Below are 14,238 nucleotides of genomic sequence, written 5' to 3'. Positions count from 1 at the left end.
CCTTCGAGTTCTTCAACACTTTCTTGAATATCGATATGCACTACCCCTGTCATCACTCACCCAGAATGCTACCTATACTTAGATTTACCATCTGTCGCATTCTTTTTTCAAATTGGTATTAGTTTTTTCGCTGGCAATTCTATAATTTTTGTGGTCTACATCAAATTTTTTCTATAGGAGACAAAAGCTTGATTTCATCAATTTTACTCGCAGCAGCTGCCACAGTTCCCGCTACACCCGAGTGGACTCCCAAAGTAGCGATGATTATCAGCATCAGCTGCTTAGTTGCTGTGCTGCTAACTTTTAAGATTGAAAAGCCCACAGTTGGCCCCAAGATGCCCGCACTTCCTTTGAGTGTTCCTGCATTCATCGCTGCGATGGCTTTCGGTCATGTAATCGGCATTGGTATTGTTTTGGGACTGACTAATATCGGTCGTATTTAGAGTCGTTAAATTAACACTCTAAGTTTACAAAACTTAAAAAAACGATTCAAGTTCTTTCTCTGGCGATTTTCGCCTTAACCAAGGAAAGAAAAGTTAACCTTCCTGGAGAAGGAAGATAGCGCCACCTAATCGGATAGAGCATGGACGTGGCTGTAGAGACACGAAGTTTCACATAAATTTTCGTGTTTCTACAGCTAAATCTATTGATCCATGCAGGAGAAAGAATCATGATTTCATCAATCTTATTAGCAGTCCAAAGCACTGTTCCCAGGACTCCCACATGGGGCTTGACGGAATTTTTATATATAACCGGCGCTTGTCTGTTGTGTCTTTTGATTATTCCCCGCGTCGTTTGGTATCCTCACGTTGGTCGTAAGATGCCCTTGCCTTTCCCTTCAGTCTTCAACAATCCCAGTGTCGCCACGTTCCTTGCGGCGATGGCCGCCGGTCACATACTCGGCGTTGGTGCCGTTTTGGGATTGACTAACTTGGGCGTTCTGTAGATTTGATTTTTTAGCATACTACAAGCAATACATCAAGGCAGCAGGTTTTTGATTCTTCCTGGCGAATTTGGGAGTACTTTGTCTGCTGCTTTTGTTTTTGAGGTTTAATGGCTGGTTCTAATTGTCTATTCTAGAAATTAGGTAAATCAATAAATAGATGTATTTTTCGTGGTGGCTGTTAGTGGTTAGTGGTTAGTGGGAAATAAACAACTACTAACTACTAACTACTAACTACTCTCATAATTTAGGAAATAAGAATGCAAACAAATTGGAGAATTGGGTCTTTATTTGGAATTCCGCTGTTTTTAGATCCCTTGTGGTTTGTGATTTTAGGGCTGGCAACCCTCAATTTTGGCGTCGCTTACCAGGAATTGGGAACTGCCTTAGCTTGGAGTGCTGGGATTGTCATGGCGTTACTGCTGTTTGCTTCAGTGTTGTTACACGAATTGGGTCATAGCTTGGTGGCGCGATCGCAAGGCATTAAAGTTAACTCGATCACTCTATTTCTGTTTGGTGGTATTGCTGCTATTGAAGAAGAATCCAAGACTCCCGGCAAAGCATTTCAAGTAGCGATCGCCGGGCCAGCAGTTAGCATCGCCCTGTTTTTTCTGCTGCGTCTCGGTTCTAATGTATTACCTCATACAAATCCGCTCCGGATAATGGTTGGAGATTTGGCGCGAATTAACTTAGTTTTAGCGCTATTTAACTTAATTCCTGGCTTGCCTCTCGATGGGGGACAGGTGTTAAAAGCAGCACTATGGAAAGCCACAGGCGATCGCTTTCAAGCTGTACGCTGGGCGGCGAAAGCAGGGCAAATTTTAGGTTATAGTGCGATCGCCTTAGGCTTATTGGTAGATTACTTAACAGGTGAGTTAGTCACTGGCTTATGGATTGCTCTATTAGGTTGGTTTGGTATCCGCAACGCTACCAGTTATGACCGCGTCACCATTTTGCAAGAAACCTTGCTGAAGCTAAAGGCAAGTGACGCCATGACTCGCGACTTTCGCATAGTCGATGCCAACCAGATCTTGCGTTCCTTTGCCGATTTGTACTTACTGGAAACCACCCCTTCACAGGTTTATTTTGCCGAGTCAGATGGACGTTACCGGGGTATGGTTTCTATTGACGACTTGCGAACAGTGGAACGAAGTGACTGGGAAACCAGGACTCTAGAAAGTATCGTGCATCCCCTGACAGAAATTCCCTCTGTTGAGGAATCAACCAATATCGCTGAAGTAATTAACAAGTTGGAAAATGAAAAGCTATCCCGTGTTACTGTACTTTCGCCTGCGGGTGCTGTCGCCGGTGTAATTGACCGGGGGGACATCGTGCGTGCGATCGCACAAAATTTAGGTTTGCGAATAACAGAAGCGGAAATTAAACGAATCAAAGAGGAAGGGAGTTATCCGCAAGGGTTGCAGCTACAGGCGATCGCGAAGTCAACCATAAATTCATAAACGTAGTAGCGTGTCAGCGATTTCCCCACAACCAGCTGACTAAACTACTTTTCCCAATGCTGTCTCAAGGTGGATGGTGAATTCCGAGGAGCGATTGCTCACCTGCTGATAAGCAATCAGTTTTTTTGGTTCTCTTGGAAGCAAGGCGATCGCTATTTCTTCAATTCTTGTAAATTTCCAAGAGAGTTAAATGCTATGGGGTGCGATCGCCTCCATAACTTCTAGTCAATGCTGATACCATGCTTTTTCATGGGTGTGATAACTCACTAGCTGTAAAGTAGAGTTGTTATTGGTCGTAATCCTTACAAGTTCCTCAAAAAATTTTTTTAACTTTAAATTAGAGGGGAGTGAATTTTTTTCTAATTTAAATCGGAAATAACACTGAATGATGGCTTAAGCATACTGAAGGCAGGAGGTGTTACCAGTTATGAGCGATAGGTTTAAATCTGGCGATCGCGTGGTCGTAGATGATTTTCCTTTCATGAACCAATACCAAGGAGAAGAAGGTACTGTAGTCGATACTGAACCAAGTATTATTCCTCTTGGCGTCGAAATGGTACGAGTAGACTTAGGTAATCATCAAATTGTAAAGATTCCAAATGGAGCTTTAAAAAAAATAAACCCGCAAAAGGTAACCGACATAGCTAGCGTCTCTAATCGGAAATTGGTGATGAAAGAGATCGAAGAAACCGAGGATTCTAACCCTCGGCTGAAGAAATATCAGATTGTTGTCGTCATTGTAGAGACCGAACGATAAATGTCGTTAGGGAGGAAAGTAGCGTACGCTGCAACTTCGACCACGCTACAGTTCTACTGATTTTACTTGGTGTCTTAGTGTCTTGGTGGTTAATAAAATTTATTTTTGAACCACCAAGGCATTAAGACACAAAGTAAATTTGAGTTTGAAGGTTGTACCTTGACAGCGATAGTTTATAGGTTCGCGATCATTTTAAATTGACTAAAACTATCATTGATATTTTGTGTTTTCTGAAAATTCCACTCCAACAAAATATCTATGCTAGAAGATTTTTTAGCAAGATTTATATTTGTATCAGCAATAAATTACCTATTAGTATAACTAATCATAAATAAGTATGAGATTTTTTAAGATAAGAGTTTTTACATTAATGTAAACTTTTTAATCATTTGTTTGTATATATATAATGAATTTTAAAATGATGTGTTTGTAGCTAGTTATGGTTGCCAAATTTATTTAGCGACCAATTGAAATTTGGCTAGAATATTTTATAGATATTATCTTTTGGATATCAGTGTATTTACTATTACATAGATCGATAATAGTTACATTAGTATCAAGTCCTTTTCAGGAGTAGTTACCCATGCTAGAGGTTGGACAAGTATTGCGTGTTCGCGTAGCGACCCCGCAGGAGTCTCACTACCAACTCAAACAAAAATTAGGACAGAATGCGGGTCGTCAAACCTGGCTAGCAGAGGATTTAGCAACTCAGCCAGCAGAAGCAGTGATAGTCAAGTTTCTAGCATTTGGCGATCAAGTGCAGTGGGACGATCTCAAACTGTTTGAGCGGGAAGCCGATGTACTCAAGCAACTTAACCATCCCCGCATTCCCAAGTACCGTGATTATTTTTCCATTGACGATCGCATCCTTTGGTTTGCTCTAGTTCAACAATTCATTCCTGGTTCATCTTTAAAAGATTTGCTGAATCAAAGGCAGAAATTTTCTGAAGAACAAGTACGAAGAATTACCACTGATGTATTAGAAATATTAATTTATTTACACTCAATTATTCCACCAGTTCTCCACCGCGACATAAAACCAAGTAATTTAATTTTGGGTGAAGATAAACAAGTTTATTTAGTTGATTTTGGAGCAGTGCAAGACAGAGCCACAGCGCAAGGAGCGACATTTACGGTAGTCGGTACTTATGGATATGCACCAATGGAACAATTTGGTGGTCGAGCAGTTCCCGCTTCTGATCTTTATGCTTTAGGAGCGACTTTAATTCATCTGGTTACAGGTACTGCACCCGCCGATTTACCACAGCGAAATATGCGGATTCAATTTAGCGATCGCACTACCTTGAGTCCCCATTTTATTCGTTGGCTGGAAGCTCTTACAGAACCAGATGTTGACCAACGCGTCAAAACAGCTAGTCAAGCTTTAGAAACTCTCAATAGTCGCATTACTTCTCAATCATCTGCTTTAGTTTCCCAACCCCACGGTAGCCGGATTCAACTCAAGAAATCAGCCAGAAAGCTAGAGATAAAAATTCCAGCGCGAGGAATACAATTTTCCGATACTTTTTTACTATTTTTTGTGAGTTTCTGGTATGGCATTCTAATTTTGTTTACGAAAGGTGCTTTCCATCCTTTTTTATTACTGCATTGGATAGCTGGTTTATTTCCGCTAAGCATGTTGATTTTGCCTGCGTTTGGGGAAGCCTACATTCGTTTTAACCATAATAACTTTTTTATGGAGTGGGAATTATTTGGTCAATGCTATCGAAAACGGCAAGGCAAGACTTCGGCTATTCACCACGTTCATGTCAGCAGTGAATCAATTGCTGTTAATAACAGACCACTAATGGCAGTAAGCATTGAAGCTGGCGCTGAAAAATACAAGTTTGGTGCATTTAGTCCTGAACTCAGCGATGTTGAACGCGAATGGCTAGTTCGGGAAATTAAAGAATGGTTGGGACTCTAATCAGCACAGATTCACAACAAAGGTGGTAGTGCCAAAATTGCTTTCCATTCATCTTCAGAAAGTGGTTGCACAGTTAACTCTATACCAAAACAATCACTAGCAGCAGCTATCAAAACAGCGATCATCTGTTCAATACTTAGGTTTTGAGGAAGTTGCACATTGGTAAATGACTCAGCACCAAATACCTCAGTAAATAATTTTGTATCTGGTTGCAAACGCATAGAACCATGTTGCAAAATTGCCCCACTACGTCGCAACTGAGCGCTACCAATGAGTTTATAACCATCCACCGTCACTAAATCTGCGTCAGTAGCAGTACCAAAACAGTCAGGATTGTGGATATAACCTCGTCCAGCAGCACCGTAATGTAAGTCTACGCCAAGTTGACTCCATCCTAGAATCAAAAACTCGCAGATTTTTTGGTATGCTTCAACACGACTACCATTGAGTCCAGAGTTCACGACAGCGTAAGTCAAATCGCCTTGGTGCAAAACTGCTCTCCCACCCGTAGGACGCCTCACCAAATCTACTTTTTCACCTTGCCAAGTTAGATGCTGCCAATGTTCTGGATATTTTTTTTGATGATAGCCTAGAGAAATAGCGGGTGGCGACCAAGTATAGAACCGCAAAGTCGGGGGATGTTGTCCCGACAGATGCTGTTCTAACAACCACCGATCAACAGCCATCTGGACGTTACCAGTGGCTTCTAGTAAAGGAATTAGTCGCCAAATCTGCTTGCTATCCATTCCTATGCAGCAGACCCCATCTAAAATATCTAATCTAAAATTGCTTAAGCGGCACCAAACTCTGATTGTAAAGCTTCATCGTTGTTATCGGCGATCGTTGCCACAACGGTAATTAGGCGTGAGACTTCGCTAGCAGACAATTCTGCTAGGGCGCGTGTCGCTATCACAACTACCTGATTTTCAATAATGCCAAAACGAGACTCAAAGGTGCTAGAGCAGTTCATCTCTAATAATTTCCGCATCAGTCTGGGTTCATCTTTGGCAGGCAACTTTAGCACCGAAGACCATACTGTGATGGTATCTTCATCGGTTGTCCCCGTGAGTTGAACAAATACTTGCACCGTACCGTAGGTAAATTTCCAGAGATAACCACCCTCTGAAGGATGGCTAACCATCGCACTATCATTTTGTTCTAAAGTGTTAATAACGTTTTCGATTACTTCTACATGGTTGATACTTGTAGTACTTGCCACCATTTCATCGATTAGTTCGTCGGTAGAGATAGATTCGGTTGCGACTGTTTCTGGATCGGGTTGGTAAGTTGCCATACAGATTTTCCTCTAGATTGTGAATAACCCACCCCTACTTTATACCTTGGCAGCAAAGAGGGTGGGGAAGGTAAGGTAGATTGTTACATCCTTAATGGTCAGTAATGCCTAATAATTGCCAAATTTCACGCTTATATTCATCAGTCACTTGCAGGATATTGTGAGAGGTGACAAAAATTTATAGGAGCGATCGCATTTTCCACAAAGTAATACTGGGAACATGGTGCGATCGCTCTCTCAACCCTTTGACAAAACTTCACACATCATTATCTGGCTAGAGCAGGGCACAATAGAGACAGATATCTGTCAGTCCTCAACATGAGCTATTGCCTTAATCCCAACTGTCCCAAGCCCCAAAATACGAATGATGGAAAGTTTTGCCTAACTTGTGGTTCTAAGTTACTTCTCAAAGAACGCTACCGCGCCACCAAACCCATAGGACAGGGTGGTTTTGGCAGAACCTTTTTAGCTGTGGATGAGGATAAACCCTCTAAACCGTGTTGCGTGATTAAGCAATTTTACCCCCAAGCCCAAGGCACCAGCACCGTGCAAAAAGCGGTGGAGTTGTTCAACCAAGAAGCAATGCGCTTGGATGAACTGGGCAAACATCCACAAATACCCGAACTGCTTGCATATTTTACCCAGGATGACAGGCAGTATCTCGTACAAGAATTTATTGATGGGCAAAATCTGGCAGAGGAATTGGCAGAAAAAGGTGCTTTTAATGAATTACAGATTCGGCAACTGCTGAATGATTTATTGTCGGTGTTGCAATTTTGTCATGCTAGACAAGTCATTCACCGTGATATTAAACCAGAAAATATTATTCATCGCAGATCCCCCCTTAGTCCCCCCTTAAAAAAGGGGGAAGGAATGACAGCGCGTGAGGGGGATCTAGTTTTGGTAGACTTTGGTGCTTCTAAATTTGTAACCCACACCGCCCTCAACCGCACTGGTACAAGTATCGGTAGTCCAGAATATGTTGCACCTGAGCAAATGCGCGGACAGGCAATTTTTGCTAGTGATATTTATAGCCTGGGTGCTACTTGTGTGCGCTTATTGACTGAGCGATCGCCTTTTGATTTGTACGATATCAACAACGATACTTGGATTTGGCGACAATACGTGAAAAGTCCGGTAAGCGAAGAGTTAAGCAATATTCTGGACAAAATGCTACAAAGCATTCCCGCACAGCGTTACCAAACAACAGATGAAGTTCTTAGAGACTTGAACAAAAAATCTTCACTACCAAATAACCCAAAATTATCAGTTAAACCTATTACTACATTACCGCCTACATCTGGTTCTGCTTTTGTTAAGAACCCAATAGAGAAAGATTTAGAAGAAGTTAAAACTACATTCCTTGGTAGTAAACCCCAAAATAACCAAGCGAAGCCATCAAATCAATCAGCAGCAAGCCAATCTTCTGGTAACAGCAAAATAGATGAAGAATTAGAAGAATTAAGAGCTAAATATCTTGGTAAAAAGAATTTACCGAATTCATGAAATATTACTAATTAAGAAAAACAGCCCACAGGCTAAAGCCTAGGGCTATACGAATTCAGCGGAAGCATCCCAATTTTGCTGATGGTAAAGAGATGAGATGCACCCTACTAAGCCTGTTTACCTTTGGGAAGCCGGAGTGTCTATGCAGGCTTAGTGTGTGTAGCTGTACCCTTGCTTTAGCGTAACGATTACCGAAATTTGGACGAAAATTGACTACGACTTCTCAGTAATGGGAACCCATTCGGTATGGAAAACACCTGGTTTATCGATGCGTTCGTAGGTATGAGCACCGAAATAATCGCGTTGAGCTTGAGTGAGGTTTTGGGGCAAGCGATCGCGGCGATAGCTATCAAAGTAATCTAGAGATGCACTAAATGCTGGTGCGGGAATACCTAATTTGGCAGCAGTTGCCAATACTTCGCGCCAAGCTGCTTGGCGATCGAGAATCGTTTGCTTAAATTCCGGAGCCAACAATAGGTTAGGCAGCGCTGGATCTTCATTAAAAGCATTCTTAATCTTGTTCAAGAATCCAGCGCGAATGATGCAACCACCCTTCCAAATTCGCGCCAATTCACTCAGCTTCAAATTCCAGTTATATGTCTGTGAAGCTTTGGATAGCAGTGCCATTCCTTGAGCGTATGAACAGATTTTTGAGCAATAAAGGGCATCCCTGACCATGTTGACAAAGCCCTTAATTTGCCCATCATACTTACCAGAAGGGCCCGTGAGTACCTTGGATGCAGCCACCCGTTCTTGCTTGTAGGAAGAAATAATTCGGGCATTTACTGCTGCGGTGATTGTCGGTATAGAAACTCCCAACTCCAACGCTGTCTGCACTGTCCAGCGTCCGGTTCCCTTTTGCCCAGCTGAGTCTACAATCAACTCAACCAAAGGTAAATTGGTATCTGGGTCAATGTAGGGGAAAATATTGGCAGTGATCTCAATCAAAAATGAATTGAGTTCGTCGGTAGTGTTCCATTCCGCAAAAACTTCGTGTAGTTGTTTGTGATCTAGTCCAGCGGCATTCTTCAGCAAATCGTAGGCTTCAGCAATCAGTTGCATATCGCCGTACTCAATGCCATTGTGTACCATTTTCACATAGTGACCAGAACCACCAGGGCCGACATAAGTCACACAAGGGCCATCATCGACTTGAGCGGCAATTTTATTGAAAATTGGCGATAGATACTGATAGGAGCTTTCAGTACCTCCTGGCATTAGAGAAGGGCCGTTGAGCGCCCCTTCTTCACCACCACTCACGCCCATACCAATATACCGAAATCCAGCCGGTTCTAATTCTTGCGTGCGTCGATCCGTATCTTCAAACCAAGAGTTGCCACCATCGATAATGATGTCACCTTCATCAAGCAGAGGTTTGAGCTGGCCAATCACTGCATCCACAGGCTTACCAGCTTGCACCATAATTAAAATTCTTCTGGGACGTTCCAGAGAAGCGACAAACTCTTCCAAGGTAAAAGCAGGTTTGACGTTTCTACCCTGAGCGCGCTCCGCCATGAATTTATCGGTTTTTTCGCGTGAGCGATTGTAAACTGCGATTGGGAAGCCATTACGCTCAACGTTGAGAGCGATATTCTCCCCCATCACGGCTAACCCAATCACACCGAAGCTTTGTAGTGTCATAAAGTTTTTGGCTAACTCTTCCAGATCCTTTTATCTTTAGGGTAGTTCGAGATCATCACTTCTCCCCTAAAGAAGACATTAAAAGTTCGGGAATAGAGTATAAATACACAATCTACACAGATAATTAATTTTAATTTGTATTGAAATCAACAATGTTTGGCAAAATCTGCAAAATTAGTTAGTGGTTAGTAGTTAGTAGTTAGTGGTTGTAGAGACGTGCCATGGCACGTCTGTACATTGGTTAGTGGTTAGTAGTTGGTAACTAATGACCAATGACCAATGACCAATGACCAATGACCAATGACCAACAATCCATAGTCCAATGACATAGTAAGGAGAAACCACAAAATGCTGGCACATGTCCTGGCGTTGGCAGTCGGCCTCGGTAGTATAGCGATTTATCTAGCAGCTTTCTTTTTTCCGGAAATCCACCGCAAGAATGATTTTATCTGGAGTGGTGTAGGTCTGTTCTATGCGTTAATGTTATGGGTGTTTGCACCACGCATTACAGGGGGTCTTCTGCTGGGCCATGTGGCAAGTGTGGCGCTTTTGGGTTGGTTTGGTTGGCAAACACTTTCATTGCGTCGTCAACTCACACCAAAGGTACAACAAACCCCAGTACCCAGTGCGGAAACTGTGCAAACGGCTATTCAGGAGCAGGCTACTAAGTTATCGCTTCCACAACGGCTTGCCCAGATACAAAATAGTATTGGTGGTATCTTCTCTGGTGTGAAAGACCGGGTACAACAGACTACAAGCAAAAAGACACCTGCAACCCCTCAACCCTCAGAAAAACCAGCTGTTGAGATTGCCGATCATCGTACTTCTACAACTGAACAACTACCAGAAGCAGTCACCACTACAGAACAACCCACAGAGACACCTGCAACTACAGACACAGAAGCCAAAACCGAGAGCGTACCAGAAGCAATTCCACCCCATCCCCCATCACCTGAATTGGTAGAAGCTGCTAAAGAAGCTGCTGCTGAAGCAGAAGCAGTAGCAGAAGAAATAGAAAAAATTCCTGTGGAAGAAATTGCTCCTGATGCTGAACTTGCTCCGCCAGCGGAAGCACCGCCTGAGCAAACTGAGCAAACTGAGCAAACTGAGCAAAGACCGCACAACGATCGCACTAGTTAAATGAGTACGAAAAGGCAGAAAGCAGGAAGCAGAAGATAATAAGCTCATAAAATTGGCTTTTTGGCTTTCTGTCTCGTAGTAAAGAATGCTTGAATTGAGTTGCATCAAAATATTTGACGCTTTTAGTCAGTTGAGTCACGAGTATTTCCCCGATCGCCAGCCATAATTTTGTCGATCGATTGTTTATGCTGACATGTATCGTAAAGTGGGCAATTACAGGTTTTCGGTTTCGATGATGACTTTGAGCGTGGCAGAAACAGCAGCACAAAACCAATGACAAGCCCGACCACGATTATTGTTTCCATAATCGCAACAATTAGGTGTGAGTGACTTAATTGTTAGTCTAGCGAAAAACAGATACTTGGAAGTATTGCCGTGAAATTCGTAGACTCGATATTACTGAGTAGAGTGCGAAAAATTATTTTTCGTACAGTTAAAATACGCATGATATCAGATTGATGCAGATAAAATAGACTGCTGAGCGATCGCATTGGCGATCGTGGGTTTGTCGAGTACCACTTAGCCGTTCTGGACGCATGGATTCTATAATTATTGGAACATCCTTTGCTGCTAATTCAGGCATGAAGCTGTGACAGAAACTGGAAGCTACAAAGATACTGTAAACTTACCCAAGACGAAATTTGATATGCGGGCCAACGCCAGCAAGCGTGAACCCGAAATCCAAAAATTCTGGGAAGAGAATCAAATTTACGATCGCCTCTCAGAAAACAATCCAGGTGAATTATTTATACTGCACGACGGGCCACCCTACGCCAACGGCTCTCTGCATATTGGTCATGCTTTAAATAAAATTCTCAAAGACATTATTAATCGCTACCAATTGCTGCGCGGGCGTAAAGTTCGCTACGTACCTGGCTGGGACTGTCACGGATTGCCGATTGAACTCAAAGTTTTGCAGAACATGAAATCTGCTGAACGGCAAAACTTGACGCCTTTGCAACTGCGACAGAAAGCGAAAGAATTTGCCCTCAAAACCGTAAATGAACAGCGCGAATGTTTCAAGCGCTACGGTGTTTGGGGAGATTGGGAACACCCATATTTGACCCTAACGCCGGAATACGAAGCTGCACAAATCGGTGTGTTCGGGCAGATGGTGTTAAAAGGTTACATCTATCGCGGCTTGAAACCAGTTCACTGGAGTCCCAGTTCTAAAACCGCCCTGGCGGAAGCTGAGTTGGAATATCCAGAAGGGCACACTTCCCGCAGTATCTATACTGCTTTTGAGGTGATGAGTTTAGCGGAGACGGTAAAACCTGCACTGGGTGAATTTTTGCCGGAGTTGGGTGTCGCAGTCTGGACGACTACACCTTGGACAATTCCCGGAAATTTGGCGGTAGCACTAAACCCAGAACTGAACTACGCGGTTGTTGAGGTTGAATCCCATCCCCCGCAACCAGAAAGAGGGAGTGAGGGGGTGAAGTTCCGCTACCTCATCGTTGCTGCTGATTTGGTGGAACGCCTCTCAGCCACTTTCGGAACTCAATTAACCGTAAAAACCACATTCAAAGGGAAAGATTTAGAACATTCTACCTACCGCCATCCCTTGTACGATCGCGAAAGTCCGATTGTGATTGGCGGTGATTACGTTACCACTGAGTCTGGTACTGGGTTAGTACACACTGCCCCCGGTCACGGTCAAGAAGACTACATGGTTGGTCAGCGTTATGGTCTGCCTATCCTCGCCCCAGTGGATGACAATGGTAACTTTACTGAGGAGGCAGGACAATTTGCTGGGTTGAATGTGCTTGGTGATGGTAATCAGGGGGTAATTGATGCACTAACGGCGGCGGGTTCCTTGTTGAAAGAAGAACCCTACGTTCACAAGTACCCCTACGATTGGCGGACAAAGAAACCAACAATTTTCCGCGCGACAGAACAGTGGTTTGCTTCTGTGGAAGGATTCCGAGAACAAGCGCTAAAAGCGATCGCCACTGTCAAATGGATTCCGGCTCAAGGTGAAAATAGAATTACGCCGATGGTTGCCGATCGTTCAGATTGGTGTATCTCCCGCCAGCGCAGCTGGGGTGTGCCAATTCCTGTATTCTACGACGAAGCCAGCGGGGAACCACTGCTGAATGAGGAAACGATCGCCCACGTGCAAGCGATCATTGCCCAAAAAGGTTCTGATGCTTGGTGGGAACTTCCCGTAGCGGAGTTGTTACCAGAGAAATACCGCCACAACGGCCGCACCTACCGCAAAGGTACGGATACGATGGATGTGTGGTTTGATTCTGGCTCATCCTGGGCAGCTGTGGTCAAGCAGCGTCCAGAATTGCGCTACCCTGCGGATATGTACTTAGAAGGTTCAGATCAACATCGGGGCTGGTTCCAGTCGAGTTTGCTTACCAGTGTGGCGGTTAACGACATTGCGCCCTACAAAACCGTGTTGACACACGGCTTTGTCCTAGATGAACAAGGGCGGAAAATGAGTAAGTCGTTGGGGAATGTGGTCGATCCAGCAATTGTGATCGAGGGAGGGAAAGACCAGAAAAAAGAACCAGCTTACGGCGCTGATGTGTTGCGGTTGTGGGTGTCGTCGGTAGATTATTCCTCCGATGTGCGTTTGGGTGGCAATATCATCAAACAACTTGTCGATATCCGCAATAAGTTTCGCAACACCGCCAAAAACCTCTTGGGTAACTTGCACGATTTTGACCCAGAAAAAGACGCGATACCCTACGATCAATTGCCGCAGCTAGATCAATACATGCTGCACCGGATGACGGAAGTATTCCAGGAAGTTACAGCAGCTTTCGACAGCTTCCAATTCTTCCGCTTTTTCCAAACAGTCCAGAATTTCTGCGTGGTGGACTTATCCAACTTTTATATGGATGTCGCCAAAGACAGGCTATATATCAGTGACGCTAATGCTTTACGCCGTCGCAGTTGTCAAACAGTGTATTGGCATGCGTTGGAAAATTTGGCGAAGGCGATCGCGCCTGTGTTATGTCACTTAGCAGAAGATATCTGGCAATATCTCCCCTACAAAACTCCTTATAAATCAGTGTTTGAAGCTGGTTGGGTGCAGTTCGACCAAAAGTGGCATAATCCAGAACTAGCAGCATTCTGGCAACAACTGCGAGAAATCCGCATTGATGTCAATAAGGTGTTAGAACAGGCTAGAGTAGAAAAAATGATTGGTTCTTCTCTAGAAGCGAAAATCTTACTTTATGTAGCTGATGAGCAGTTACGTGTGGCGATAAAATCACTGGATACGGGCAGCAGCAACGGTGTAGACGAACTCCGCTACTTGTTCATCACCTCCCAGGTAGAAATTGTGGATGCACCACAAAAACTGCAAGGCTCAAAATATAACTTGCAGGCAGATGCATGGGGAATTGGTGTACTGGAAGCAGAGGGGCAAAAATGCGATCGCTGCTGGAATTACTCCACCCATGTGGGAGAGAATGCCGAACATCCCCTGATTTGCGAACGGTGCGTTGCTGCATTAGCAGGAGAGTTTTAATATTGATCGAAAAGGCTCAAGCATTTCTACTTGAGCCTATACTAGATTCAATTAAGTGCTCTTACTGATGGATCTAGAAACAG

General features: G+C 43.7%; 13 protein-coding genes. 9 read left to right on the top strand and 4 right to left on the bottom strand.

Features of this window, described 5'->3' with window-relative positions; all coding sequences use genetic code 11:
- Positions 1-191 precede the first annotated feature (191 nt).
- The 6 genes from psaK (HXY43_RS08130) (at position 192) to HXY43_RS08105 (ending at position 5,087) form a co-directional block, all read left to right on the top strand.
- Positions 192-443: a photosystem I reaction center subunit PsaK gene (psaK, locus tag HXY43_RS08130; RefSeq protein WP_035140818.1), complete on the top strand. Its 252-nt coding sequence runs from the start codon at positions 192-194 to the stop codon at positions 441-443.
- Positions 444-670: 227 nt separating this feature from the next.
- Positions 671-946: a photosystem I reaction center subunit PsaK gene (gene psaK / locus HXY43_RS08125; protein WP_026736700.1), complete on the top strand. Its 276-nt coding sequence runs from the start codon at positions 671-673 to the stop codon at positions 944-946.
- Between the two features lie 257 nt (positions 947-1,203).
- The gene (locus tag HXY43_RS08120) at positions 1,204-2,403 is read left to right on the top strand and encodes a site-2 protease family protein (protein WP_290882029.1); all 1,200 of its coding nucleotides are present in this window, start codon (positions 1,204-1,206) and stop codon (positions 2,401-2,403) included.
- Positions 2,404-2,472: 69 nt separating this feature from the next.
- The gene (locus tag HXY43_RS08115) at positions 2,473-2,628 is read left to right on the top strand and encodes a hypothetical protein (RefSeq protein WP_290882026.1); all 156 of its coding nucleotides are present in this window, start codon (positions 2,473-2,475) and stop codon (positions 2,626-2,628) included.
- Positions 2,629-2,830: 202 nt separating this feature from the next.
- On the top strand, positions 2,831-3,160 hold the full coding sequence (locus HXY43_RS08110) for a hypothetical protein (protein ID WP_026736698.1): 330 nt from the start codon (positions 2,831-2,833) through the stop codon (positions 3,158-3,160).
- Positions 3,161-3,743: 583 nt separating this feature from the next.
- Positions 3,744-5,087, top strand: coding sequence for a serine/threonine-protein kinase (locus tag HXY43_RS08105; RefSeq protein ID WP_290882023.1), 1,344 nt, complete (start codon positions 3,744-3,746; stop codon positions 5,085-5,087).
- Positions 5,088-5,098: 11 nt separating this feature from the next.
- Here the strand turns inward: HXY43_RS08105 and HXY43_RS08100 are convergent, their stop codons facing one another.
- Together HXY43_RS08100 and HXY43_RS08095 are read right to left on the bottom strand one after the other, a co-directional pair.
- Positions 5,099-5,833 (bottom strand): biotin/lipoate A/B protein ligase family protein, encoded by a 735-nt coding sequence (locus HXY43_RS08100; protein WP_290882021.1) that lies wholly within the window; start codon positions 5,831-5,833, stop codon positions 5,099-5,101.
- Between the two features lie 44 nt (positions 5,834-5,877).
- A complete protein-coding gene (locus tag HXY43_RS08095; protein ID WP_290882019.1) occupies positions 5,878-6,381 on the bottom strand; it encodes a YbjN domain-containing protein in 504 nt (167 codons plus the stop codon).
- A 318-nt stretch (positions 6,382-6,699) separates the two neighbouring features.
- Between HXY43_RS08095 and HXY43_RS08090 the strand changes: the two genes are divergently transcribed.
- Entirely contained in the window at positions 6,700-7,887 is a 1,188-nt protein-coding gene (locus HXY43_RS08090; protein ID WP_290882017.1) for a serine/threonine-protein kinase, read from the top strand.
- Positions 7,888-8,100: 213 nt separating this feature from the next.
- Here the strand turns inward: HXY43_RS08090 and gndA are convergent, their stop codons facing one another.
- Positions 8,101-9,528, bottom strand: coding sequence for an NADP-dependent phosphogluconate dehydrogenase (gndA, locus tag HXY43_RS08085; RefSeq protein WP_290882015.1), 1,428 nt, complete (start codon positions 9,526-9,528; stop codon positions 8,101-8,103).
- A 348-nt stretch (positions 9,529-9,876) separates the two neighbouring features.
- Between gndA and HXY43_RS08080 the strand changes: the two genes are divergently transcribed.
- Positions 9,877-10,668: a Ycf66 family protein gene (locus tag HXY43_RS08080; RefSeq protein WP_290882013.1), complete on the top strand. Its 792-nt coding sequence runs from the start codon at positions 9,877-9,879 to the stop codon at positions 10,666-10,668.
- A gap of 433 nt (positions 10,669-11,101) precedes the next feature.
- On the opposite strand, the gene HXY43_RS08075 is transcribed toward HXY43_RS08080, so the two are convergent.
- Positions 11,102-11,251, bottom strand: a complete 150-nt coding sequence (locus HXY43_RS08075) for a hypothetical protein (protein WP_290882010.1) — start codon at positions 11,249-11,251, stop codon at positions 11,102-11,104.
- A 6-nt stretch (positions 11,252-11,257) separates the two neighbouring features.
- Between HXY43_RS08075 and ileS the strand changes: the two genes are divergently transcribed.
- On the top strand, positions 11,258-14,155 hold the full coding sequence (ileS, locus tag HXY43_RS08070) for an isoleucine--tRNA ligase (RefSeq protein ID WP_290882007.1): 2,898 nt from the start codon (positions 11,258-11,260) through the stop codon (positions 14,153-14,155).
- The last annotated feature ends 83 nt before the right edge of the window (positions 14,156-14,238 follow it).

Source organism: Fischerella sp., from assembly GCF_013388695.1.
In the GTDB taxonomy this organism is placed as follows: domain Bacteria; phylum Cyanobacteriota; class Cyanobacteriia; order Cyanobacteriales; family Nostocaceae; genus PCC9605.
The sequence above is the reverse complement of the archived record's forward strand: the minus strand, read 5'-3'. Positions and strand labels throughout refer to the sequence as shown.